Raw genomic sequence first — 24,601 nt, 5'->3', positions numbered from 1 at the left:
GCGCGGTGGGTGGTGCCGGCCGGGCGGCTGCGCCGGCTGGAGTGTTTCGTCTGCAGTGGCCGCCGCGAGCTTTGGGTGGTCCTGACTCCCGGGGCCCGGCGGTGAGTTGTGCGGTGGGTGGTGCCGGCCGGGTGGCTGTGCCGGCTGGAGTGTTTCGTCTGCAGTGGCTGCCGCGGGCTTCCTGTGGTCCTGGCTTCCGCTGTCCTGCGGTGAGTTGTGCGGTGGGTGGTGCCGGCCGGGTGGCTGTGCCGGCTGGAGTGTTTCGTCTGCAGTGGCTGCCGCGGGCTTCTCGTGGTCCTGACTTCCGCTGTCCGGCGGTGAGTTGCGTCGTGGGTGGTGCCGGCCGGGTGGCTGTGCCGGCTGGAGTGTTTCGTCTGCAGTGGCCGCTGCGGGCTTCCCGTGGTCCTGGCCCCGTTGTCCGGCCGTGCGTTGTGCCTTCCTGGAGGAGACCGATATGCCTGCTGCTCTGTCCCATCTTCGTCTTGCCGCGGTGAACATCGACGGTGTTCTGCTGAATGACACCTTCAGTCCTGTCATCCGGCAGATGGTGCTCGAGCACGGCGGTGAGTACACCGCCGAGGTCGAGTACGGGCTGTTCTCCCAGTCCCAGCTGGTGGCTGCGCGGGTGTTCGCCGAGGCCGCGAAGGTGACGCTGAGCCCCGGGGAGCTGCTGGAGCGTTACCTGCGCGAGCGTGAGCGCTATCTCGCCCATACCCCGGTGCAGGTCCTTCCGGGTGCGGCCGGTCTGCTGGCCCGCTTGAGGGGGCTCGGGCTGCGGATGGTGTGTTACGGCGGGCTGGAGCGGGCGCACTTCGAGCGGCATCTGGGCCATCTGGCGCACTTCTTCGACGGCCCGGGCTATGTGTGCACCGACCGTTTCCGTCCCGGCATCCGGGAGATCACCCGGGAGGTCTTCCGGCTGCCCTACGACCGGGTGCTGTTCATCGACGACGTGGCCCGGGTCGCACAGGCCGCGGGCCGGCTGGGTGTGCCCTTCATCGGCCGTCCCGGCGACTTCGAGCACGGGCACCAGCACGCGCTCATGCGGCGGGCGGGCGTCCGGCATGTGGTGCGCAGCCTGCAGGAGATCGACGAGGGGCTGCTGCGGCGGGTGGACGGCGAGGCGGCGGCGGGCGTCTTCGGTCCGGTGGGCGGGCGGGGGGCGGCGCTGGGCCGGGCGGGGGCGGAGCGTGTCTGAGACCGCCGTCCCGCTGAAGGACAAGGTCGTGGTCATCACCGGGGCCAGCAGCGGGATCGGTGCGGCCGCAGCGGGTGTCTTCGCCCGCCACGGCGCCCGTCTGGTGCTCTCGGCACGCCGCGAGCACCGGCTGCGTGAGCTGGCCGGCCGCCTGCGCGGGCAGGGCGCGACGGTCACCCACGTCGTCGCCGACGTCTCGCGCAGCGAAGACGCCCGCATGCTGGTGGAGCACGCCATGGACCGCTACGGCAGGCTGGATGCGGCGTTCAACAACGCCGGGACCGCGATCGAGAAGACGCCCCTGCACCTGATCGACGACCTCGCCTACGAGCAGGTCATGGCCACCAACGTGCGGGGCGTGTTCAACTGCCTGCGCCACGAGATCGCCGCGATGCTCACCTGCGGGGGCGGCGCGATCGTCAACACCAGCAGCGTCGGCGGGCTCATCGCCTCCTCGGTGGCCGCACCGTACATCGCCTCCAAGCATGCCGTCATCGGCCTGACGAAGGCGGCCGCGGTCGAGTACGCCGCCCACGGCATCCGGGTCAACGCGATCGCGCCGGGGCTGGCCCGCTCCGAGATGGTCGAGGAGTGGTTCGCCCGCCACCCCCAGGCGCAGCAGCGGGCCCTGCAGTCGGCGCCGCAGCGGCGCGCGGCCGATCCCGGGGAGGTCGCCGAAGCGGCCGCCTGGCTGTGCAGCGACGCCGCCTCCTTCGTCACCGGCGCGACCCTGCCCGTGGACGGAGGCCGCACCGCCTGGTGACCCGGCCCTGGGCCGCCGCCGTCCCGCCCCCTGCGGCTGCCGCGCCCTGCCTGGTCCCGCACCGAACGGACCGCGCTGCGGGCCGTGGACGGAGGCCGCACCGCCTGGTGACCCGGCCCCGCCCCGGCCCCCGCCGCGCCGGCCCCGGGGGGTGCGGGACGGCCGGCCCCGCCGCCCCGCACCCAGCAGCCCCGCACCCCTGCGTCCCGCACCCCTCCGGTCCGCACCCCTCCGGTCCGCACCCCGCGGTCCCGCACCCCTGCGGTCCGCCGCGCCCTGCCGCGCCCTGCATGGGCCCGGCATCAAACGGACCGCGCTGCTTCTTTTTGCTGCGGCATGCGGTAAGGTACGAGCTGTTTGGTTTAATTTTCAGCTTGAGGAGGGTCCATGGCGCAGCAGGAACGAGCTGTCCGGACCCGGCGCGCTGTTCTGGAGGCTGCCGCGGCGGTCTTCGCGGAGCGTGGGTACGCGGCCGCCACGATCGGCGAGATCCTCCACCGCGCCGGGGTCACCAAGGGCGCCCTGTACTTCCATTTCGACTCCAAGGTGGCCCTCGCCCGGGGGGTGCTGCAGGCACAGGTCAGCAACGACTACCACGTGCCCCGGGAGCTGAAACTGCAGGAGTGGGTGGACGCGGGCATGACGCTGGCCAGGCGCCTGCCCAGGGAGCCGATGCTGCTCGCGGGCGTGCGCCTGTCCGCGGATCTGCAAAGCCGTGACGTGGTCGGCAGTGCCTGGCCCGCCTGGGCCCAGGTCACCACGTCCTTCCTGGCCGAGGGCAAGGAGCGCGGCGAGGTGCTCCCGCACGTGGTGCCCGAGGAGACCGCGCAGGTCTTCCTGGGCGCCTGGATCGGCGTGCAGTACGTCTCGCAGGCGATGGCCGGCTGGGCGGACCTGGAGGCGCGCATGTCGGCGCTGTTCAACCACATGCTGCCCGCCGTCACCGCACCGGCCGTCCTGGTCCGGCTCGACACGGCCCCCGACCGGGGGGCCCGGGTCATCGCCGAGGTGCGCGAGCAGGCCGCGGCCCTGGCCGGCGCCGGCCAGTGACCCGCCCGCTACCGCCGCCGCGCAAGGCCGCAGGCCCCCCGCCGGCACGCGGGTAGCCGTCACCTCCCCGTCCGCCCCTGCAGCGCACCACCCGGAACAAGAAACAAACCACCCGTGCGGTTTGATAGGGTGGGGGCCGCCCTGCCGCGTGCCCCGCCGAGGCGCGACGGGGTGAGCAGGGGGCCGCCGCAGGGGGCGGCTCCCCGGACCGACCAGAGGGAGGACCGGATGGTCAAGCAGGAGCGTGCCGCCCGCACCCGCCGGGCGCTGATCCAGGCGGCGGCGGAGACCTTCGCCGGCGAGGGGTACGTCCTTGCGTCCCTCCCGGTGATCAGCGAGCGGGCCGGCGTGAGCAAGGGGGCCCTGCACTTCCACTTCGAGAGCAAGGACGCCCTGGCCCGCGCGGTGGAGGACGAGGCGGCCCGCGCGGTGGGGCGCATCATCGACGCCGCGCAGCTGCGGCCGGGCCTGACCCGGCTGGAGCTGCTGGCCGACGTGATGCGCCGCCTGATGGCCTGCATGGCCGGCGACGCGGTCGTGCGGGCCGGCTTCCGGATGGACGGCGACCTCACGCGCAAGGGGAGCCGCGCCTTCTCCCGGCGCTGGCAGGCCTGGGTCGGCGAGGTGCTGCGGCAGGCCGAGCGGGACGGCGAGCTGGCCGAGGGGGTCACCTCGCGCGCGATGACCACCACCGTCGTCGCCGCGACGGCCGGCCTGCGCGTGCTGGCCGCCTCCGACGAGACCTGGCGGTCCGCGGCCCGGGTGGACCAGGTGTTCAGCGTGCTGCTGTCCGGGCCGCCGGCCCGGCAGGACTCCTGAAAACAGCCGGGCCCTGCCGGTTTCCCCCCGCGCCCCCGCCGCCCCCGGCGTTCCCGCACAGCGGACACATAGGGACTTAACCGCCGGTACCGGCACCGGAACCGAAAATAAACAGTCCAGATGGTTTGATATTGACAAACCGTCTGGATTGTTTTTCAATCGTTGACCTACCCGCTCTACAGGCGAGAGTCACTGCGCCGACGGCGACGACAGGGGGACTGGCGTGGACATTCAGGTACTGGGCGCTCTCGGGGTGAGGGAAGGCGGCGTCTCCATCACCCCCACGGCACCGAAGGCGCGGCAGGTGCTGGCGCTGCTGGCGCTCCACGCCGACCAGGTCGTGCCCGTTTCCGCGCTGGTCAAGGAGCTGTGGGCGGAGCGTCCGCCGCGCAGCGCACGCACCACCTTGCAGACCTACGTGCTGCAGCTGCGCGAGCTCATCACCGCCGCCCTCGCCCAGAACGCCGCCGGGCACGCCGCCGGGGACGCGGCCGGGGAGGCGGCCGGGGAGGCGGCCGGGGGAGTGTCCGCCAAGGACGTCCTGGTGACCTGCCCGGGCGGGTACCGCCTGGAGACCCGGGGCGGGAGCAGTGATGTGCGTGAGTTCGAGCGGCTGGCCGGTCTGGGCTACCGGGCGATGGACGCCGGTGACCACCCGCGGGCCGCGCGGCTGCTGCGCGAGGCCCTCGGCCTGTTCAGCGGCACCCCCTTCGCCGACGTCCAGGCGGGCTCCCAGCTGGACATCGAGTCCAGGCGCCTGAAGGAGAGCCGGCTGTGCGCGCTCGACCAGCGCATCGAGGCGGACCTGCGGCTGGGCCGGCACCGCGAGCTGCTTGCCGAACTGACCGTTCTGGTCAGCCAGTACGCCACCCACGAGAACCTGCACGCCCAGTTCATGCTGGCGCTGCAGCGCTCGGGGCGGCGCAGCGAGGCGCTCGAGGTGTACCGCAGGCTGCGCACCACGCTCGTGCGGGAACTGGGCATCGAGCCCTCCGTGGCACTGCGCCGCCTGCAGCGTTCCATCCTGCTGGCCGGCCCGGAACAGGCGGCCGGCACCCCCGACCAGGCGCCCCGGCTGGCGCCGGCGGCAGGCTGAAGCCGCCCCGCACGCGCAGGCCGCCCGAGCCCCGCCACAGCACCCCCACAGCGCCGCAACAGCGCCGCAGCGAAAGGGGTGCAGGCCTGCTCGACGGGGGCTCAAGGAAGCGGGCGCCCACGGTTTTCGGCCGTTACGGTGCCAGTCAGGCGCACCCGCCTCGAACACGCAGTCGAGGAGAAGAAGACGCCACAGAGGGGGAGACGAAACCATGATGATCCAGGTACTGGGCCCGCTGCACGCCGAGATCGGCGGTGTGCCGGTGGTGCCGACGGCGAGCAAACCCCGCCAGATCCTTTCGCTGCTCGCGCTGTATCCCGGCCGGGTCATGCCCGTGCCGACCCTGATGGAGGAGATCTGGGGAGCCGACCCCCCGGTCAGCGCCCTGACCACCCTGCAGACCTACATCCTGCAGCTGCGCCGGCGGCTGGGCACCGCGATGGGGCCCGACGCGCCGCGCAGCGCCAAGGAGGTGCTGGCCACCCGGCACGGCGGCTACCTGCTGCAGATCCCGCAGGACAGCGTGGACGCCCACGTCTACGAGCGGCTGGTGGGGGCGGGACGGGCGGCCTTCGAGGCCGGTGACGACGCCCGCGCCGCCCAGACGCTGCGCCAGGCGCTGGAGATGTGGCAGGGCCCGGCCCTGGTCGACGTACGCGTCGGTTCCATTCTGTCCATCGAGACCCTGCGTCTGGAGGAGAGCAGACTGGTCACCGTGGAACGGCGCATCGACGCCGACCTGCGGCTGGGCAGGCACACCCAACTGCTCGCCGAGCTCAAGGACCTCATCGTCCGTCACCCGCAGCACGAGGGCCTGCACTCCCAGGCCATGGTGGCCCTGTACCGGTCGGGCCGGCAGGCCGCGGCACTCGACGTCTACCGGCAGCTGCGCATCCGGCTCATCGAGGAGCTGGGCGTGGAACCCTCCCCGCAGCTGCAGCGCCTGCACCAGGCCATGCTCGCCGTCGACCCCGCGCTCGACGTGGCCGCGGGCACCCGCCGCGGCTCGACCTTCGACCTGTACGCCTCCTGACGGCAGCGGCCGCCCGCGGCGTTTCGAGCCCGCCTCTAGCACCGTCGGCAAGCCTGGTGGGGCACCACACCAGGGGCCAGGGAAGGGCGGACATGGCAGAAACGGCGGACACGGCGGACACGGCGGGCAGGGCCGGCACGGTGCCGCCCGTACGGGTGTACTGCTTCGCACACGCGGGGGCCGGGGTCTCCGCCTTCCACGGCTGGGCCCGCAGCCTGGGTCCCGACGTGGAGACCGTGCCCGTTTTGCTGCCGGGCCGTGAGCGCCGGCGCCGCGAGGCGCGCCTGACCCACCGGGCGGCACTCGTGGCCGAACTCCTCGACCAGGTCAGGCCCGAGCCCGGCCAGCCGTTCATCCTCTACGGGCACAGCCTGGGGGCCATGGTGGCCCACACCCTCACCCAGGCCCTTGACGAACAGCACCGCCCGCTTCCCGCGCTGCTCGCCCTGGGGGCCTGCCCGCCGCCGGACGAGCCCAGCGAACTGGCCGACGCCTGCACCGCCGAGGAGGGGCTGCTGGAGCGGCTCCACGCCCTGGGGGCCGTCCCCGAAAGGGCCGGACCAAACGGGTACTGGCACCGGGCGGCGCTGCCGGTGCTGCGCGACGACCTGCGCCTGGCGCACGCGCTGCGCACGTTCGCCCGCAGCCCGGCCGGCACCGGCCGGGTGCCGGTGCCGCTGCTGGCCGTCGCGGGCGACCGCGACCCGCTGGCACCGCCCGACATGGTCGCCGGCTGGCGCAGATGGTCCGCCGGCCCGGTGGTGACCCGCACCGTGGCCGGTGACCACTTCTTCGTACGAGGTGACGCGCTGCCCCGGCTCATCGGCCGGGCCGGCCGCGTCGTACGGCGGCTGGCCACCGCCCCCGTCAAGGACGGGCGGGCCGCACCGGCAGCGCCGCAGCGCGGTCCCCGGGGGCCGGGCCGGCGAGCCGTCCCGGCCGGGTGACCCGGCCCGGGCCCCTGCACTGATCCCATTCACCGCTGACAGTGTCCGGCACGAGAAGAAAGAGAGTCACCACCATGCAACCCCTCCACATAAAGGACCTGGTCGTTCTCCTGCGCACCAACGCCGGTGACAGCGACACCTTCGACCTGGACGGCGATGTGCTGGACGTGCCGTTCGACGAGCTCAACTACGACTCGCTGGCGCTGCTGCAGGTCACCGGTGCCATCGAGCGCGACTACGAGGTCACCCTCGACGAGGAGGCACTGGAAGAGGCCCAGACCCCGCGCCAGTACCTTCAGGTCGTCAACCAGGTCCTCGCCTCCTCCCGGGCGGCCTGACCCCACATCCCCCGATGCCCCACCTCAACACCCGTGGGGGCGGTCCCTTCCCGGACCGCCCCCACGGGTGTCGCCCGTGCTGATGCCTGCCGGCCGCCCGGGTCAGTCGATGCCGCGGACGATGTGCCCGTCCACGGCGTCGTCGTCCTCGTCCGCCCCCGCCAGCAGCAGCGGCGGAGCGAGCACCGCACCCACCGGCAGGGCGTGCCGCGAGGCGGCGAGGCGGAGGTGCTCCTCGCGGCCTTCGAGAGGGATATCGTCCACGCTGTCCTCCTTCTTCGGCACCGGCCCGGGCCGGCCGCCGCCGCCCCGCGCCGCGCCGGCGCGTGTCAGTAGCGGTAGTGGTCCGGCTTGTAGGGGCCCTCGACGGCGACGCCGAGGTAGGCGGCCTGCTCCGGGCGGAGCGTGGTCAGCTGCACGCCGAGCGCGTCCAGGTGGAGACGGGCGACCTTCTCGTCGAGGTGCTTGGGCAGCGTGTACACGCCGGTCGGGTACTGGGACTGCCGGGTGAACAGCTCGATCTGGGCCAGGGTCTGGTCCGCGAAGGAGTTGGACATCACGAACGAGGGGTGGCCGGTGGCGTTGCCCAGGTTCAGCAGGCGGCCCTCGGACAGCACGATGATCACCTTGCCGTCGGGGAAGGTCCAGGTGTGGACCTGCGGCTTGACCTCGTCCTTGACGATGCCGGGGATCCGGGCGAGGCTGGCCATGTCGATCTCGTTGTCGAAGTGACCGATGTTCCCGACGATCGCCTGGTGCTTCATCTTGGCCATGTCGCCGGCCATGATGATGTCCTTGTTGCCGGTCGTGGTGATGAAGATGTCGGCCGTCTCGACGACCTCGTCCAGCGTGGTGACCTGGTAGCCGTCCATCGCCGCCTGCAGTGCGCAGATCGGGTCGATCTCGGTGACGATGACGCGGGCGCCCTGTCCGCGCAGGGACTCCGCGCAGCCCTTGCCCACATCCCCGTAGCCGCACACGACCGCGGTCTTGCCGCCGATCAGGACGTCGGTGGCGCGGTTGATGCCGTCGATCAGGGAGTGCCGGCAGCCGTACTTGTTGTCGAACTTCGACTTGGTGACGGCGTCGTTGACGTTGATCGCCGGGAACAGCAGGACGCCGTCGCGCTGCATCTCGTACAGGCGGTGGACGCCGGTGGTGGTCTCCTCGGTCACGCCGCGGATCTCGGAGGCGAGCTGGGTCCACTTCTGCGAGCCGTTGGTGATGGTGCGGTGCAGGAGTTCGAGGATGACGCGGTGCTCGTCGGACTCGGCGGTGTCCACGGAGGGGACCTTGCCGTCCTTCTCGTACTCGACGCCCTTGTGGACGAGGAGGGTGGCATCCCCGCCGTCGTCGAGGATCATGTTGGGGCCGCCGGTGGGGCTGTCCGGCCAGGTCAGCGCCTGCTCCGTGCACCACCAGTACTCGCCCAGGGTCTCGCCCTTCCAGGCGAAGACCGGGACGCCCTGCGGGTTCTCGGGCGTGCCGTTCGGGCCGACGGCGACGGCCGCTGCGGCGTGGTCCTGGGTGGAGAAGATGTTGCACGAGGCCCAGCGGACCCGGGCGCCGAGCGCGACCAGGGTCTCGATGAGCACGGCGGTCTGCACGGTCATGTGCAGGGAGCCGGTGACACGGGCGCCGGCCAGCGGCTGGGTCTCGGCGTACTGTTTGCGGATCGCCATCAGGCCGGGCATCTCGTGCTCGGCGAGGGTGATCTCCTTGCGGCCGAAGCCGGCCAGGGACAGGTCGGCGACCTTGAAATCCGTGAACTCAGCTGACACGACAGCTCCTTGCGCTCATGACGTTACGGTGGATGTCCAGGGCCGCGGTGGACCTGTTCAGGGTGATGTAGTGCAGGCCGGGCGCGCCCTCGGCGAGCAGCCGCTCGGCCATGGCGGTGGCGTACTCCACGCCGATGTGATGGCCCGCCGCCGGGTCGTTTCGGGCCGCTTCCAGCCGGTGGGCGAGGTCTTGGGGGAAGGCCGCACCGCTCAGCTCGGCGAACCGGCGGATCTGGCGCACGTCGGTGGCCGGCATGATCTCCGGGATGATCGGGATGTCGCAGCCGGCGGCCGCCACCCGGTCCCGCAGCCGCAGGTAGTCCTCGACGTGGAAGAACATCTGGGTGATGGCGTAGTCGGCGCCCGCCCGGCACTTGGCCACGAAATGCCGGATCTCCCCGTCCCAGTCGGACGAGCGTGGATGCCGCTCCGGGAAGGCCGCCACGCCGATGGTGAAGGTGCCCAGCGAGCGCACCAGCTCGACCAGCTGACGGGCGTGCCTCACGCCGTCCGGGTGCGCCACCCAGGGCCCTTGGGGGTCGCCGGGCGGATCGCCGCGCAGGGCCAGGACGTCCCGGATGCCCGCGTCCGCGTACGCGCCGATGATGTGCCGCAGCTCGGCCACCGAGTGGCCGACGGCGGTGAGGTGGGCGACGGGACGCAGGGTCGTCTCGGCCGCGATGCGCCGCGTGACCTCGATGGTGCGGCCCCGGGAGGAGCCTCCCGCGCCGTAGGTGACGGAGACGAAGTCCGGCCGCAGCGGCTCGAGGCGGCGTATCGCCTGCCACAGGGTGCGCTCCCCGGCCGCCGACTTCGGCGGGAAGAACTCGAAGGAGAACGTGGGCCGGGCCGTCATGCGCGGCCTCCGGCGTTGAAGTAACCCGCCTCCGGGTGGTGGAGCACGAGGGCGTCGGTGGACTGCTCCGGGTGCAGCTGGAACTCCTCGGACAGGTGGACGCCGATGCGCTCGGGCCGGAGCAGGCCGGCGATCTTGGCGCGGTCCTCCAGGTCGGGGCAGGCCGGGTAGCCCAGCGAGTAGCGGCAGCCCTGGTACTCGGTACGGAACATGCCCTCCAGCGCCTCGGGCTCCTCGCCCGCGATGCCGAGTTCGCAGCGCACCCGGGCGTGCCAGTACTCGGCGAGCGCCTCCGCCAGCTGCACCGACAGGCCGTGCAGTTCGAGGTAGTCGCGGTAGGCGTCGGCCTCGAAGAGACGGGCGGTCTCCTGACCGATGCGGGAGCCGACGGTGACGACCTGCAGGCCGACGACGTCCCTGTGGCCGGACTCCTTGGGGCGGAAGAAGTCGGCCAGGCACAGCCGGCGGCCGCGGCGCTGGCGGGGGAAGGTGAAGCGGGTGCGTTCGTTGCCCTGCTCGTCCAGGATGATCAGGTCGTCGTTCTTGGAGACGCACGGGAAGTAGCCGTACACCACGCCCGCCTCCAGCAGGTTGCCGGTCTGCAGCCGGTCCAGCAGACCGCGCAGCCGCGGCCGGCCCTCCGTCGCGACCAGGTCCTTGGTCAGGCCCCACTGCCCGCGGAAGAGAGCCGTCTCATCCAGCCAGGACGCGTACTCCTTGAGCGGGATGCCCTTGATGACGCGGGCGCCCCAGAACGGCGGGGTGGGGACGGGGTTGTCGGTGGCGACGCCGGAACGCACGTGCCCCTCCTGCGGGCGCTCCTCCACCTCGACCGCCGGCCGGGCGCGCACCCGGCGCTGCTTGAGCTCGGGCAGTTTCGCGCCGGGCACGCCGCGCTTGACGCCGATCAGCGCGTCCATCAGCCGCAGGCCCTCGAACGCGTCGCGGGCGTAGCGGACCTCGCCCTGGTAGATCTCGTGCAGGTCCTGCTCGACATAGGCGCGGGTGAGCGCGGCGCCGCCGAGGATGACCGGGTAGTCGGCCGCCAGGCCGCGCTGGTTGAGCTCCTCCAGGTTCTCCTTCATGATCACCGTGGACTTGACCAGCAGCCCGGACATGCCGATGACGTCGGCCTTGTGCTCGGCGGCGGCCTCCAGGATCGCGGAGACCGGCTGCTTGATGCCGAGGTTGACCACGGTGTAGCCGTTGTTGGACAGGATGATGTCGACCAGGTTCTTGCCGATGTCGTGCACGTCCCCGCGCACGGTGGCCAGCACGATGGTGCCCTTGCCGGCCTCGTCGCCCTCGACCTTCTCCATGTGCGGTTCCAGATGGGCCACCGCGGTCTTCATGACCTCCGCGGACTGCAGCACGAACGGCAGCTGCATCTGCCCCGAGCCGAACAGCTCACCGACGACCTTCATGCCGTCCAGCAGCGTCTCGTTGACGATGTCCAGGGCCTTGCGGGTCTGCAGGGCCTCGTCCAGGTCGGCCTCCAGGCCGTTGCGCTCACCGTCGATGATGCGCCGCTTGAGCCGCTCCTCCAGCGGCAGCGCGGCCAGCTCCTCCGCCTTGCCCGCCTTCAGCGACTTCGCCGTCGCCCCCTCGAACAGGGCCATCAGCTTCTGCAGCGGGTCATAACCCTCGGCGCGCCGGTCGTAGATGAGGTCCAGGGCGGTGGTGACCTCCTCCTCGGAGAACCGGGCGATCGGCAGGATCTTCGAGGCGTGCACGATCGCCGAGTCCAGACCCGCCTTGACGCACTCGTCCAGGAAGACCGAGTTGAGCAGGATCCGCGCGGCCGGGTTCAGTCCGAAGGAGATGTTCGACAGGCCCAGCGTGGTCTGCACGTCGGGGTGGCGGCGCTTGAGCTCGCGGATCGCCTCGATGGTGGCGATGCCGTCCCTGCGGGACTCCTCCTGACCGGTGCAGATCGTGAAGGTCAGGGTGTCGATGAGAATGTCCGACTCCCGGATGCCCCAGTTCCCCGTCAGGTCCTCGATCAGCCGCTCGGCGATGGCGACCTTCTTCTCGGGGGTGCGGGCCTGGCCCTCCTCGTCGATGGTCAGCGCGATCAGCGCCGCCCCGTGCTCGCGCGCGAGCCGGGTGACCTTCGCGAAGCGGGATTCGGGGCCGTCGCCGTCCTCGTAGTTGACGGAGTTGATGACCGCGCGCCCGCCGAGCTTCTCCAGGCCGGCCTGGATGACGTCGACCTCGGTGGAGTCCAGCACGATCGGCAGGGTGGAGGCGGTGGCGAAGCGGCCGGCCAGCTCCTGCATGTCCGCCACGCCGTCCCGCCCGACGTAGTCCACGCACAGGTCCAGCATGTGGGCGCCCTCGCGGATCTGGTCGCGGGCCATCTCCACACAGTCGTCCCACCGCCCGGCCAGCATGGCCTCACGGAACTTCTTGGAGCCGTTGGCGTTGGTGCGCTCACCGATCGCCAGGTACGAGGTGTCCTGCCGGAACGGCACACTCTGGTAGAGGGAGGCGGCGCCCGGCTCGGGCCGCGGATGGCGCCCGGTGGGGGCCAGGCCGCGGACCCGCTCGACGACCTGGCGCAGATGCTCGGGGGTGGTGCCGCAGCAGCCGCCGACCAGGGACAGCCCGTACTCCCGGACGAAGGTCTCCTGCGCGTCCGCCAGGCCCGTGGGGCCGAGCGGGAAGTGCGCGCCGTCCTTGCCGAGGACCGGCAGGCCCGCGTTCGGCATGCACAGCAGCGGGATGCGCGAGTGGCGGGCCAGATGGCGCAGGTGCTCGCTCATCTCGGCCGGACCGGTCGAGCAGTTCAGGCCGATCATGTCGATGCCCAGCGGCTCCAGCGCGGTGAGCGCGGCACCGATCTCCGAGCCGAGCAGCATGGTGCCGGTCGTCTCGAACGCCATCGACACCAGCAGCGGCACATCCGTGCCCGTCGCCTCCATGGCACGGCGGGCACCGAGCACCGAGGCCCTGGTCTGCAGCAGGTCCTGGGTGGTCTCCACGAGCAGCGCGTCCGCACCGCCCGCGAGCAGACCCTCAGCGTTCTGCTGGTAGCCGTCGCGGATCGTCGCGTAGGCCACGTGGCCCAGCGTGGGCAGCTTGGTGCCGGGGCCGATCGACCCCAGCACCCAACGCTGCCGGCCGTCGCGGGCCGCGCACTCGTCGGCCACCTCACGGGCGATCCGCGCCCCCGCCTGCGACAGCTCGTGCACCCGGCCGGCGATCTCGTACTCCGAGGCGGCCGTGTGGTTCGCACCGAAGGTGTTGGTCTCCACGCAGTCCACGCCGGCCGCGAAGTACTCCTCGTGGACCGAGCGGACGATGTCCGGCCGGGTGACGTTGAGGATCTCGTTGCAGCCCTCCAGCTGCTGGAAGTCCTCCAGCGTGGGGTCCTGCGCCTGCAGCATGGTGCCCATCGCTCCGTCGGCGACCACCACACGGGTGGCGAGCGCCTCACGCAGCGCGGACACACGGGCGGTCTCGGTCATGAGCGCACCACCAGACGGCAGGAGAGGGCGTGTGCCGCAGTACGGCCGTAGGCCTCTTCGAGGCGGGTCAGCAACTCGGCGCGGGACAGGGTGTGTTCCTGGGTGCCCACCGTCTCCAGGGCGAGAACGGCACTGACGCTGCCGAGCCGGGCCGCGTCCCGCGCCTGCGCCCCGCGGGCGAGGGCGGCCAGGAAGCCCGCCCGGTAGGCGTCGCCGACGCCGGTGGGGTCGGCGACACGGCGGGGCGGGGCGGCCGGGACCTCGACGGTGGTGCGGCCCGCCTGCCGGAGGCGGGAGCCGGCCGCGCCGAGCGTGGTGATCCACAGGCCGGTGCGGTGGAGGATCTGCTCCTGTGTCCAGCCGCTGCGCTCCTGGATGAGGACCGACTCGTACTCGTTGGTGAACAGCATCCGGGAGCGGTCGATCAGGGCGCGGACCTGGTCGCGGTCGAGGCGGGCCAGCTGCTGTGAGGGGTCGGCGGCGACGGGCAGGCCCAGTGCGTGGCACTGGCGGGTGTGCCGCAGCATCGCCTCGGGGTCGTTGGGCGCCACCAGGACCAGGTCGAGTCCTCGGGTACGGGCGAGGACGGGGGCGAGGCAGATGTGCCGGGCCTCGGCCATCGCACCGGTGTAGAAGGTGGCGATCTGGTTCTGGTCGGCGTCCGTGGTGCACACGAAGCGGGCGGTGGGCAGATGGGGGCTCACCCGCACCGACTCGGTGTCCACGCCCTGTTCCTCCAGCAGCACCCGGTGCGGCTCGAAGTCGCTGCCCACGGCACCGACCAGCACCGGCGCCAGCCCCAACTGGCCCAGGCCGTAGGCGATGTTGGCGGCGGCGCCGCCGCGCCGGACGTCCAGCGAGTCGGCGAGGAAGGACAGCGAGACGCGCTCCAGCCGGCCGGCCATGAGCTGGTCGGCGAACCTGCCGGGGAAGACCATGAGATGGTCCGTGGCGATGGACCCGGTGACGGCGATCGGCATGTCAGATCCCGGCGGCCCGGCGCAGCGCGTCGGCCCGGTCGGTGCGCTCCCAGGTGAAGTCGGGCAGCTCACGGCCGAAGTGGCCGTAGGCGGCCGTCCGGGCGTAGATGGGGCGCAGCAGGTCCAGGTCGCGGATGATCGCGGCCGGACGCAGGTCGAAGACCTCGCCGATCGCCTTGTGGATCTTTACGACATCGGCCTTCTCGGTGCCGAAGGTCTCCACGAACAGACCGACCGGCTCGGCCTTGCCGATCGCGTACGCCACCTGCACCTCGCAACGGGAGGCCAGCCCCGCGGCGACCACGTTCTTCGCCACCCAGCGCATCGCGTACGCGGCGGAGCGGTCCACCTTGGAGGGGTCCTTGCCGGAGAAGGCGCCACCGCCGTGGCGGGCCATACCGCCGTACGTGTCGATGATGATCTTCCGGCCGGTCAGTCCGGCGTCGCCCATCGGGCCGCCGGTCTCGAAGCGGCCGGTCGGGTTGACCAGCAGGCGGTAGTTCTCGGTGTCGAGCTTGATGCCGTCCTGCGCCAGGGCCCGCAGCTCCGGTTCGACCACCGAGTCGCGGATGTCGGGGGTCAGCAGCGACTCCAGGTCGATGCCGCTGGCGTGCTGCGAGGAGACGACGACGGTGTCGAGGCGCACAGCCTTGTCGCCGTCGTACTCGATGGTGACCTGCGTCTTGCCGTCCGGGCGCAGGTAGGGGATGGTGCCGTTCTTGCGCACCTCGGACAGGCGCTTGGCCAGCCGGTGCGCCAGGAAGATCGGCAGCGGCATCAGGGTGGGCGTCTCGTCGGTCGCGTACCCGAACATCAGGCCCTGGTCGCCCGCGCCCTGCCGGTCCAGCTCGTCCCCCTCCTCCCCTGGGCGGGCACCCCCGACGCGGGCCTCGTAGGCGGTGTCGACACCCTGGGCGATGTCGGGGGACTGCGCGCCGATGGACACCGAGACACCGCAGGAGGCGCCGTCGAAGCCCTTCGCCGAGGAGTCGTAGCCGATCTCGAGGATCTTGTGGCGGACGAGGGCCGCGATGTCCGCGTAGGCCTGGGTGGTCACCTCGCCGGCCACGTGCACCAGACCGGTGGTGATCAGCGTCTCCACGGCGACCCGGGAGGCCGGGTCCTGGCGCAGCAGCGCGTCGAGGATGGTGTCGCTGATCTGGTCAGCGATCTTGTCGGGGTGACCTTCGGTCACGGACTCCGAGGTGAACAGAAGCCCCATGGCGAATTTCCTCCGCTTTCAGGTCGGATGAGGGAAGCCGTGCGCCAGATGTCCATGCCGCCCAGAAGAGCCGCCCCGGATGCCCGGGAGGCAGGTGGTGTCGATTCGACGCCACCTGCGCCGAGCGCGGGTGGAAACAAGCTCGACCACCCCTTTCCGCCCCCCGGTCCCGCCCCGCCGGGGCGGATGCTCGGCGTCCGGGCGGCTCCCGGTCGCCAGCCGCTCGCCGGGCGCTGGAAGAACGCTCGAACCCGGCGGCCCGAACGCACCACGGCCGCTCGGACCGCGCCGCCCACCTGTGCCGCAGCCATCGCACGGCGGGCGGGCGCGTGCCGGGCCCCCGGCGGCGGCCCCAGCGGTGGTCCACCCGGGTTCGACCGGACTTCGAGCAGGCGGCCGCACAGTCGTCACACACGGGAAAAGAAGGGGGTGAACGCCGATGCCGGTACCGGCCGTACACCGCACATCGCATCGGATCGAGGTGGCCGCTCCCGCCGGAGTGGTCTACGGGCTCATCGCGGACGCCGAGCGCTGGCCGCTGTTCTTCGCCCCGAACGTGCATGTGGAGCCGCTGGACGGGGAGGGCCCCGCCCAGCGGCTGCGCATGTGGGCGCGTGCCCAGGGCCGGATCACCTCCTGGATCACCCGGCGCACCCTCGACCCCGGTGCCCGGCGCATCTCCTTCTGCCAGGAGGTGACCTCCGCGGCCGTGGACAGCATGCGGGGCCTCTGGAACGTCGAGCAGAGGGCGGACGGTTGGTCGCTGTTGACGCTGGAGCGGGAGTTCTCGCTGCCCGGCGGCCGCCTCGCGGCTCAGTCGACCGGGGACGCGAACATCCGCGCCCACCTGGCCAGCCTCAAGAGCCTGGCGGAGCGGTGGGCTCACCTGGACGAGCTGGTCGTCACCGTCGAGGACGCCGTCCGTATCGAGGGGCCCTCCGAGCTCGTCTACGGCTTCCTGTACGGGGCCGCCGCCCGGCCCGGCACCGTCCCCGGTGTGGCCGGCGTGCAGTTGGTGGAGCACGTGCCCGGCATCCAGACCCTGTGCGCGCCGGGCCCGGCGGGCGGCGCCGGGCACACCGTCGCCGTGCGGCTGTGCTTCACGCACGGCGGGGTCATCGTCTACAAGGTGACCGAGCCGCCCGAGCTGGTCTCGGGACAGGCCGGGGAGTGGTCGGTGGAGCCCGACCCGACCGGGGTGACGGTGCGGGCGCGGCACCGGCTGGTGCTCGACGAGCACGACGTGGTGCGGGTGCTGGGAGAGAGCGCCGGCCTGGCCGACGCCCGCCGGCACGTGCGCGAGCGCGTCGGCCGGGAAAGCGCCGCCCTGCTCCGCCTCGCCAAGCGGCACGCGGAGGACGCCGTCCGCCCGCTCACCCCGAGCAGCCTGCCGGGCCCGTCGTGACCCTCACCCCGCACCTCGCCGCCCCACCGCAGGCCACAGACCCCCGGCCCGCCGCCTCGGACGGGCGCAGGGCCGCGCTGCGCCGCGCCGCCCGCCTGGACGCCCTGCTCGACAACCCCTACGACCCGGGCGGCGCCCACGGCTTCGCCGCGTTCCTGGCCGCCGACCGCCGGCGCCGCCCCGTGCTGTCCGCGGAAAGGCTGCTCGCCGATGCGGGCCTGGCCGCCGAGTTCGTCCCCGCCCGCCACGGCGGCGGCCTGACCCGGGCCGACCTGCTCATGAAGGTGCTGCGCCCCGTCTTCCGCCGCGATGTGGCGCTCGGCTTCGCGGGCGGTGTCACCTCGCTGTTCGCCGCCTCCGCGGTATGGGCGGCCGGCACCGACGCACAGCAGCGGGCGCTGGCCCGGCTGCTGCTGGGCGGCGGGCGGGCCACCGTGGTGCACCCCGGGCTCGCCCCGGCCGGCGGCATCCGGCGCGAGGAGGTCACGGCCCGGCGCACGGCCGACGACACCGGCATGCTCGTCAGCGGCGGCAAGGACGTCATCATCGACGCGGCACGCGCCGACGTCTACGTCGTCCACGCCCGCACCGCCGAAACCGGCCCGCGCACCCACTCGGTCCTCCTGCTGGAGGGCGCACGGCTGCCCGGCACGTCGCTGCAGCGGCTGCCGCGGGTGGCGACCGAGGGGATGCGCGGCGCCGTCTTCTCCGGGCTGCGGTTCACCCGCTGCCCGGCGGGCGACGAGGCCCTGGTGGGCCGGCCCGGCGACGGCGCCCAGCTGGCCCTGCGCATGAACCAGGTCAACCGCTGCCTCGTCGCCGGCGCCGCGACCGCCGCCCTCGACCCGGTCCTGCGCGCCGCGGTCCACCGTGCCACCGAGGGCCGCACCGGGCCGCCGGCCCGCCGCTGGCACCGGCCGCTCGCCGGGGTCTTCACCGACCTGCTCGTCTGCGACGCCCTGGCCACGGTGTGCCTGCGCGCGGTCGGCCTGCTGCCCGACCGGGCCCACGCGCCCACGGTGGCCGCCACCTACACCGTGCCCGCGCTGCTCACCGACGCACTGGAGGAGCTGTCCGCCCTCCTGGGCACCCACAGCGGGGGCGGCCTGCTGCCCGGCATCCTGGCCAAGCTGGTGCGCGACCTGCCGGCCGCCGGCCTGGGACGCGACGGCGCCGCCGCCTGCCAGGCCGTCATCGTTCCCCAACTGGGCGCGCTGGCACAGCAGTCCTGGCTGGTGGAGGAGGAGCCGGGTGCCGAACTGTTTTGCCCCCGGGCCGACCTGCCTCCGCTGGACCACGGGGCGCTGGCCTTCGCCGGCGGCGGGGACTTCCTGGCCGCCGCACTGACCGGGACCGCCGAACGGCTGGGCCGCGCGCGCCGGGCCGGCGGCCGCATCGCCCTGCTGGCGCAGCTGGCCGAGGCGTTCCTGACGGAGCTGCGCCAGCTGCGCGAGCAGTGCGCCCTGCTGCCCGGGCAGTTCGGCGAGGCCCTCTCGGGCCCGGCGGCCTGCGCCCTGAGCGACCGCTACGGGCTGATCGCCGCGGCCGCCGCCGTCCTGGCCGTCTGGGAGGGCCAGGACGGCGACGACCCGTTCCTCGCCGACCCCGGCTGGGTGCTGCTCGCCCTGTCCCGGCTCGGCCGCCGGCTCGCTCTCGCGCTGCCCGACCTGCCCGCCACCTGCACCACGGGCGTCCTCGACGAGCTGCTGCGGCGCCACCTCGAGGGACGCGGCCTCGACCTCGACGCGGCCGCACTCACCCTGTGAGCGGCGCCCGCCCCCATGCCACGCTTGCCCGTCCGGCGGCCGGCCCCACCCACGCAGTGATCCAAGGAGCGGACGGATGACGCAGCCATCCCGCATCACCCAGCCCGTGCACGTGCCGGGGCCTTCCGGGCCGTGGGAGGAGGTGGCGGAGGCAATGGAGCGGTGCGGCAGCGCGGTGGTCTTCACCACCTGGGGGGAGTGGCTGAGCGCGGTGGTCACCGAACCCCGGCTGTGCCTGCTGCTGGGCCGGGACTGGCCCCGCTACCGGCGCACCGCCGACCCCTTGGTGCGGCACCGGTTCGCCGCCGCCCGGCTGGTGCTGAAGTACACGGCGGCGGCCGCCCTGGGCACCGACGCCGCCGGACTCGACCTCGCCTACAAGATCGGCGGACGCCCCCACCTGCGCGGGATCCACCAGGTCGACGTGGGTCTGTCGCACACCGACGAGCTCATCGTCGTCGGCGTCAGCCGCAGCGGACGCATCGGCGTCGACGCCGAACCGCTGACCCGCACCCTCAGCTACGACGTGATGCGCGAACGGATGTGCACCCCCGCCGAACGGGCCGCCCTCACCGGCCTGGACCACCCCGCACAAACCGCCGCCCTGCTGCGGCTGTGGACCCTGAAGGAGGCCTACACCAAGGCGCTGGGGCAGGGGCTGCGGCTGGACTTCACCGAGTTCGGCTTTCCCCCCGATGCCGAGGGGGAGTTCGCCGCGGGGGAGGAAGCGGGCCTGCTGGCCCCGGACGGCAGCCCCGCCGCACCGGGCACCTGGTCTTTGGGCACCTACCCGACGATGGCGCGCTACCTGGTCGCGGTGGCCCGCTACGACACGGGTCCGGCCGGAGCGCCCGGCGCCGCAGGCCGGCCCGTGGCCGACGAGAGGTCCATGAGCCTGGTGGCGCAGCTGCTGCCCCGGCAGGAGTACGCCGCAGGGCCGCATCAGCCCCGCTCAGGGGCCGCTTAACGATGCCTGGAGGCCACCGGCGGTCTCGTCCGGGCCGGGATAACGTGCCCCCTGCATACATCTGCCGGCCCGGAGCATGAGGAGGCGGCAGGGCTTTGGCCGGGCGAAAGGAGAGGCGGCTGATGACCGGACGCAGCTCCCCCCCAGCGCCGCTGACCGTCGTGGCCGAGGGAGCGGTGCTTGAGCTGTACGGCCCGCTCGGCCCGGCCGCGGTGGACAGCGCCCTTGCGCGCGCCCTCGTGCGCCGCCCCGACCTCGGCGGCTTCCGCCTCGACGGCGACGAGGAACCACCCGCACACGAGGGCACGGCGGGCGTGCTGCACGCACGGCTGCGACGGCACGGGGCCGGCCACCACACGCTGCACCTGGCCGCCGGCGGCCCCGCACGCGCGGACGGCCCCGACGCCGCGATCGACGCGGCCGGCCTGATGGCGGACCTGCTGAGCGTGCCGCCCGGCCCGCTGCCGCTGGAACCCGCCCTGCGCGCCGTGCTGCGCACCCTGGACGAGGCCCCGCACCGCGCTCACCGCGGCATGCTGCTGCGCTTGGAGGACGCCGTCGGCCCGGACATGCTGCGCGACGCGCTGGCCGCCGTGGCCGCCGCCCACCCGATCCTGTGCACCCCGCTGCGGGCGGGCCCGGCGGGCACACTGCTCCTCGGCACCCGCACCCCCACCGTGCCGGCGCCCGAGGGCCTGCTGGTGACCGCCCGGTTCGCCGGCCCGGCCGCCTTCGACGCGGCCGTCGCCGACGCGCGCCGCAGCCTCGACCCGCGCACCGGGACCTCGCTGCGGGCCGTGCACGCCCAGGGCGGTGTCCCCGGCCTCGCCCAGGGTGACCTGCTGTTCCTGGCGGTGCACGACCTCGCCGCCGACCTGGCGTCCTGGCGCATCCTGCTGGAGGACCTGGACGCGGCCCTGGCAGCACGCGCCGCCAAAACGACGCCGCCGCTGCGGCAGGACGCGGGCTGGCTGGAGGAGTGGGCCGCCCGGCTGGCCGCCACCTGCGCCGGCCGGGCGGACGAGAGGCCCGGCCCCGCCCCGGCACGCGCCTTGCCCGCGGCCGCCGGCAGCAGCCCGCCGCACGCCGCCTGCGGCGCCGCAGCCGAAAACGCCGCAGCCGAAGGCGTCGGGGCCGAGGACACCACCACTGTGCCGGGCGGGCCCGAGGCGGCGTTGATCTCCTTCAGCCTGGGCGCGCGGGAGACCCGGCTGCTCACCACCGTCCTGCCGCACCGGCACCGGCTGTCCGCCGCCGAGGTGCTGGCCGCGGCCGTCGGGCAGGCCCTGGCCCGCTGGGGCGGGGCGCGCGAGACGGTCGTCGACCTGTGCACCGACGGACGCGCCCTGCTGCCCGCCCACGCGCGGGCCGTGGGCCCTTTCACCCGCGCCCGCCGCATCCGCCTTCACGCCGACCCGGACCTGGCGCCCGCCCGGTTCCTCGCCGCCGCGGCCGCCGCCCTCACCACGGGCGAGCCCCCGCGCACCCGCCCCCCGGGATCGCCCGCGGCAGAGCGCCTGCCCCGGGCCCGTCTGACCCACCACGACGCCGCAGAGCTCCCGCCGCCCTCTCCGCGCTTCACCGTCGTGTCCAGCGACGAGGACGACCCGCCCCGGCGTGCCGGGGGCCTGGGGGAGGACGGGATCGAGGTCCGCACGCACGTGGCGGACGGCCGGCTGCACGTGCGGGCCCTCGCCGCGGGCGCCGTGCGGGCCGGTCTGGACGTGCTGTGCGGGCATCTGCGCACGGTGGCGCAGCAGTTGGCGGGCCCGGTGGCGGAGCAGCCGGCGGAGCCATCTGCCGGGCCGGTCGTCGCGGCCACCCCCCGCCAGCAGCAGCTGCTCGCCCAGGCTTTGGCCCGCCCCGGCGCCGGACACCACATCGAGCAGCTCCAGTGGACCTGGAACGGGCCGCTGGACGGTGAGCGGTTCACCGCCGCATGGCAGGCGGTGACCGACAGCGAGACACTGCTGCGCGCCGCGTTCGACCCGCGCGACCCCACCCGGATCACCCTGCACGAGCACGCCACCGTCCAGGTCGAACGGCTCTCCCACCAGGACATCAGCTGGCCCTCGCTGCTGGAGCGCGACCGCCGCCGGGCCGTGGACGTCCACCGGCCGGGCCCCTTGCGGATCACCCTGCACGACGGGCCGGCCTCCGCGGCGGGCACGGCGCAGACCCGCGTCCTGATGACGTTCCACCAGGCCCTGGTCGACACCTGGAGCGCGCAGGTGCTGCTGCGCGAGTTCTACCGCGCCTACCTGAATGACGGCATGGCCGCCGGCGGTGAGCGGCGGCCCGACCTGCGGGACTACGCGCGGTGGCTCGCCGGGCAGGACACCGCGGCCGCCCGCCAGTTCTGGGCCGGCGCCGCCGCGCCGCCCCGGGCGGCCGTGTACCCGGCGCGCGTGGGGGCGCCCACGGCGCACACCGGTGTCGGGCGGATCTCCCGGCGGCTGTCGCGGCACGACGCCGTGCGGCTCGTCCACTGGGCGGCCGGCTGCGGCGTCACCGAGACGGCGGCGCTGCAGGCGGCCTGGGCGCTGCTGCTGCACCGGGCCACCGCGAGCGCGCAGGCGGCCACCGTCACCTTCGGCGTCTCGGTGGACGGCCGGGGCATCTTGCTGGAGGGCGTGGAGCAGCTGACCGGCCCGCTGCTCGGCGTGCTCCCGATGAGCGTCGACGTCGACCCGGCCGGCACGGTGCCCCAGCTGCTGACGGCGCTGCGGGACCGGGCCCTGGACCTGTCCGCGTACGAATGGGTCAGCACCGAGCAGCTGCGCCGCTGGAGCGGGCGGGGCGAGGACGAGGAGCTGTTCGCCACGGCGGTGCTGGTCGAACGTCCCGTGCGGCCGGGCGACGAGCTGGTGGCCGAACTGTCCGGGCAGGGCATCACCTTCGAGCCGCCGCACAGCACGGGCGCCTCCGGCACGCTGCCGATCGCCCTGCTGGCCCGCTACAACCAGCTCGGCAGCCTCGTGGTCACCGCGATCCACGACCGCAGCCGTCTCGCCGAGTCCGAGGCGGCCAAGCTGCTCGCGCAGAGCATGCGGCTGCTGCGCGTCTTCCCCGATCTCGCGGACGCCGGCCGGCCCGTCTCCGCGGTCCTTGAGGCCCTGTCCGACTCGCAGGTGCCGAGCATGGCGCCCGCCGCAGACCCCGGCGAGACCGTGCTGGTCACGCTGAGCCCGGGCCGGCGCACCGACGCGCCCGCCGTCTGCCTGGTCCCTCCGCCGGGCGCCGGCCACGCCTGCTACGAGGTCCTGGTCCCCCTGCACGCCGGTGCGGGGCCGCTGCTGGCGGTCAGCACCGCGCAGGCCGAGCCGCACGCCGTGGCACAGGCGCTGCTGCACGTCCTGGCAGCGGGCCGCCCGCTGGTGCTGGCGGGCTGGTCCGGCAGCGGACAGCCGGCGCACCGCATCGCCGCGCACGTGGCCGCCGCCGGCCGCAACGACCCGGTGATCGTGACGCACGGAGCGGGACAGGCCCACGCCGCATCCCTCGCCCGCGCCCTCGACCAGGTCCTCGCCGCCCTCGGTGACGGCCCGCGCCCGTGACCGTCCCCCCGCGGCCGGTCACGGGCCCCTCCCGGCGGGCCTGAGTGTTCTTCGAGGGGCTTGTGCTGCACTCCCGGGCGTGAGGGCCGGCCGCCGGGCCGGGCCGCTCCTGGGAGGCAGGCCGCCGATGCGTACCGACCGCACACCCATGAGGCTGGGGGCGCTGTTGCCCGCCCCGGCGCTGGGACACCACGCCGCCGCGTGGCGGCACCCGGACGTCCGGCCCGAGCGGGCGTTCAGCTTCGACCACTACCGCACGCTGGCCCAGACCGCCGAGCGGGGCGGCCTGGACTTCCTGCTGCTGGGGGACAGCCCGGCCGCGGGGGCCGGTGAGGCCGCCGCCCGCGGCCGGGACAGCGCGGTGGCCCACCTGGAGCCGCTGACGCTGCTGTCCGCACTGGCCGTGCACACCCGGCACATCGGCCTGGCGGCCACGGCGAGCACCACCTGCACCGAACCCTTCGCCCTGGCCCGCACCCTGGCCTCGCTCGACTTCCTCAGCGGCGGCCGCTGCGGCTGGCACGTCACCGTGCCCGTCAGCGACACCCAGGCCCGCAACGTCGGCCTGGAGCGGGCACCGGGCGAGCAGATGGCCTACCACCGGGCCCAGGAGTTCCTGGAGGTCACCGGCCGGCTGTGGGACTGCTGGGAGGACGACGCGTTCCTCTACGACCAGGCCGGCGGCCGCTACCTCGACCCCGCCAAGGTGCACGTGCCCGACCACCGGGGCGACCACTTCCGGGTGCGCGGCCCGCTCACCGTGCCGCGCCCGCCCCAGGGCCGCCCCGTGCTGCTGCACCCCGCCGCCGGTGTGGAGGCGCGGGAGCTCGCCGCGCAGTGGGCCGACGTGGTGCTGATGGGGCAGCAAAGCGTGGGGCGGGCCCGCGCGGAACGGCGGGCCTGGCGCGCCCTGGTCGCCGGCCGGGGCCGCGACCCGCAGCAGGTCCCCGTCCTGGCCACGGTCTTCGTGGTCACCGGCCGCACGCGGGCGGAGGCCGAGGACACCTACGCCACGCTCCAGGACCTGCTGGAGCCCGCCGCCCGGCCCGCCTCCGGCAGCGCGCCCGGCGGCCCGGCGTTCCTGCTCGGCTCCGCGCGTCAGGTCGCCGACGAGCTGGAGGAGTGGTTCACCCAGGGCGCCGCCGACGGCTTCGTGTTCCTGCCCGGCCATCTGCCCGCCGGGCTGGCCGCGCTGGCCGACCTCGTCGTCCCCGAGCTGCGCCGCCGCCACCTGGCCCGGGCCCGCTACGACGGCTACACCCTGCGCGACCACCTGGGCCTGGCCCGCCCCGCCACGGCCGTGAACGGTTCTGGGCCGCTTCTCAAGCGCCTCTCCAAGCACCTTTGAGCGGG

General features: G+C 73.8%; 19 protein-coding genes. 13 read left to right on the top strand and 6 right to left on the bottom strand.

Annotated features, from left to right (window positions below):
* The first annotated feature begins 454 nt into the window (after positions 1-454).
* The 8 genes from ACFY1E_RS30665 to ACFY1E_RS30630 all read left to right on the top strand — a co-directional run bounded on the left by ACFY1E_RS30665 (position 455) and on the right by ACFY1E_RS30630 (position 7,244).
* Positions 455-1,198, top strand: a complete 744-nt coding sequence (locus ACFY1E_RS30665) for an HAD family phosphatase (RefSeq protein ID WP_389081407.1) — start codon at positions 455-457, stop codon at positions 1,196-1,198.
* Positions 1,191-1,961: an SDR family NAD(P)-dependent oxidoreductase gene (locus ACFY1E_RS30660; protein ID WP_389081404.1), complete on the top strand. Its 771-nt coding sequence runs from the start codon at positions 1,191-1,193 to the stop codon at positions 1,959-1,961. Before ACFY1E_RS30665 ends, ACFY1E_RS30660 begins: the two co-directional genes overlap by 8 nt.
* 387 nt (positions 1,962-2,348) lie before the next feature.
* Positions 2,349-3,011, top strand: a complete 663-nt coding sequence (locus ACFY1E_RS30655; protein ID WP_389081402.1) for a ScbR family autoregulator-binding transcription factor — start codon at positions 2,349-2,351, stop codon at positions 3,009-3,011.
* Positions 3,012-3,239: 228 nt separating this feature from the next.
* Positions 3,240-3,830: a ScbR family autoregulator-binding transcription factor gene (locus ACFY1E_RS30650; RefSeq protein ID WP_389081399.1), complete on the top strand. Its 591-nt coding sequence runs from the start codon at positions 3,240-3,242 to the stop codon at positions 3,828-3,830.
* 223 nt (positions 3,831-4,053) lie between these two features.
* Positions 4,054-4,926, top strand: coding sequence for a BTAD domain-containing putative transcriptional regulator (locus ACFY1E_RS30645; protein ID WP_389081397.1), 873 nt, complete (start codon positions 4,054-4,056; stop codon positions 4,924-4,926).
* 211 nt (positions 4,927-5,137) lie between these two features.
* Positions 5,138-5,959 carry a BTAD domain-containing putative transcriptional regulator gene (locus tag ACFY1E_RS30640; protein ID WP_389081395.1) on the top strand — a complete coding sequence of 274 codons (822 nt, stop codon included), beginning with the start codon at positions 5,138-5,140 and terminating at the stop codon, positions 5,957-5,959.
* Between the two features lie 92 nt (positions 5,960-6,051).
* On the top strand, positions 6,052-6,906 hold the full coding sequence (locus ACFY1E_RS30635; RefSeq protein ID WP_389081392.1) for a thioesterase II family protein: 855 nt from the start codon (positions 6,052-6,054) through the stop codon (positions 6,904-6,906).
* Positions 6,907-6,980: 74 nt separating this feature from the next.
* Positions 6,981-7,244 carry an acyl carrier protein gene (locus tag ACFY1E_RS30630; RefSeq protein ID WP_389081390.1) on the top strand — a complete coding sequence of 88 codons (264 nt, stop codon included), beginning with the start codon at positions 6,981-6,983 and terminating at the stop codon, positions 7,242-7,244.
* Positions 7,245-7,346: 102 nt separating this feature from the next.
* On the opposite strand, the gene ACFY1E_RS30625 is transcribed toward ACFY1E_RS30630, so the two are convergent.
* The 6 genes from ACFY1E_RS30625 to metK form a co-directional block, all read right to left on the bottom strand.
* Positions 7,347-7,508 carry a hypothetical protein gene (locus ACFY1E_RS30625; RefSeq protein WP_389081387.1) on the bottom strand — a complete coding sequence of 54 codons (162 nt, stop codon included), beginning with the start codon at positions 7,506-7,508 and terminating at the stop codon, positions 7,347-7,349.
* 65 nt (positions 7,509-7,573) lie between these two features.
* Complete coding sequence (gene ahcY / locus ACFY1E_RS30620; protein ID WP_389081385.1) at positions 7,574-9,025, bottom strand: adenosylhomocysteinase; 1,452 nt, start codon at positions 9,023-9,025, stop codon at positions 7,574-7,576.
* Positions 9,015-9,881 (bottom strand): methylenetetrahydrofolate reductase [NAD(P)H], encoded by an 867-nt coding sequence (gene metF, locus ACFY1E_RS30615; RefSeq protein ID WP_389081383.1) that lies wholly within the window; start codon positions 9,879-9,881, stop codon positions 9,015-9,017. Before metF ends, ahcY begins: the two co-directional genes overlap by 11 nt.
* Positions 9,878-13,351: a methionine synthase gene (gene metH / locus ACFY1E_RS30610; protein WP_389081380.1), complete on the bottom strand. Its 3,474-nt coding sequence runs from the start codon at positions 13,349-13,351 to the stop codon at positions 9,878-9,880. The genes metF and metH overlap by 4 nt, the downstream gene beginning before the upstream one ends.
* Entirely contained in the window at positions 13,348-14,331 is a 984-nt protein-coding gene (locus ACFY1E_RS30605; protein WP_389081378.1) for a carbohydrate kinase family protein, read from the bottom strand. The genes metH and ACFY1E_RS30605 overlap by 4 nt, the downstream gene beginning before the upstream one ends.
* Position 14,332: 1 nt before the next feature.
* Positions 14,333-15,553, bottom strand: a complete 1,221-nt coding sequence (gene metK / locus ACFY1E_RS30600; RefSeq protein ID WP_389081375.1) for a methionine adenosyltransferase — start codon at positions 15,551-15,553, stop codon at positions 14,333-14,335.
* Positions 15,554-15,992: 439 nt separating this feature from the next.
* Between metK and ACFY1E_RS30595 the strand changes: the two genes are divergently transcribed.
* The 5 genes from ACFY1E_RS30595 to ACFY1E_RS30575 all read left to right on the top strand — a co-directional run bounded on the left by ACFY1E_RS30595 (position 15,993) and on the right by ACFY1E_RS30575 (position 24,596).
* Positions 15,993-16,958 carry an SRPBCC family protein gene (locus tag ACFY1E_RS30595; protein ID WP_389081373.1) on the top strand — a complete coding sequence of 322 codons (966 nt, stop codon included), beginning with the start codon at positions 15,993-15,995 and terminating at the stop codon, positions 16,956-16,958.
* Positions 16,955-18,724, top strand: a complete 1,770-nt coding sequence (locus ACFY1E_RS30590) for an acyl-CoA dehydrogenase (RefSeq protein ID WP_389081370.1) — start codon at positions 16,955-16,957, stop codon at positions 18,722-18,724. Before ACFY1E_RS30595 ends, ACFY1E_RS30590 begins: the two co-directional genes overlap by 4 nt.
* A gap of 76 nt (positions 18,725-18,800) precedes the next feature.
* Positions 18,801-19,691 carry a 4'-phosphopantetheinyl transferase family protein gene (locus ACFY1E_RS30585; protein WP_389081368.1) on the top strand — a complete coding sequence of 297 codons (891 nt, stop codon included), beginning with the start codon at positions 18,801-18,803 and terminating at the stop codon, positions 19,689-19,691.
* A gap of 122 nt (positions 19,692-19,813) precedes the next feature.
* Positions 19,814-23,248 carry a condensation domain-containing protein gene (locus ACFY1E_RS30580; protein ID WP_389081366.1) on the top strand — a complete coding sequence of 1,145 codons (3,435 nt, stop codon included), beginning with the start codon at positions 19,814-19,816 and terminating at the stop codon, positions 23,246-23,248.
* A 127-nt stretch (positions 23,249-23,375) separates the two neighbouring features.
* Entirely contained in the window at positions 23,376-24,596 is a 1,221-nt protein-coding gene (locus tag ACFY1E_RS30575) for an NtaA/DmoA family FMN-dependent monooxygenase (RefSeq protein ID WP_389081363.1), read from the top strand.
* The last annotated feature ends 5 nt before the right edge of the window (positions 24,597-24,601 follow it).

The organism is Streptomyces sp. NPDC001604, assembly GCF_042893475.1.
Classification (GTDB): domain Bacteria; phylum Actinomycetota; class Actinomycetes; order Streptomycetales; family Streptomycetaceae; genus Streptomyces.
This window is presented reverse-complemented; position numbering and strand designations above follow the sequence as displayed.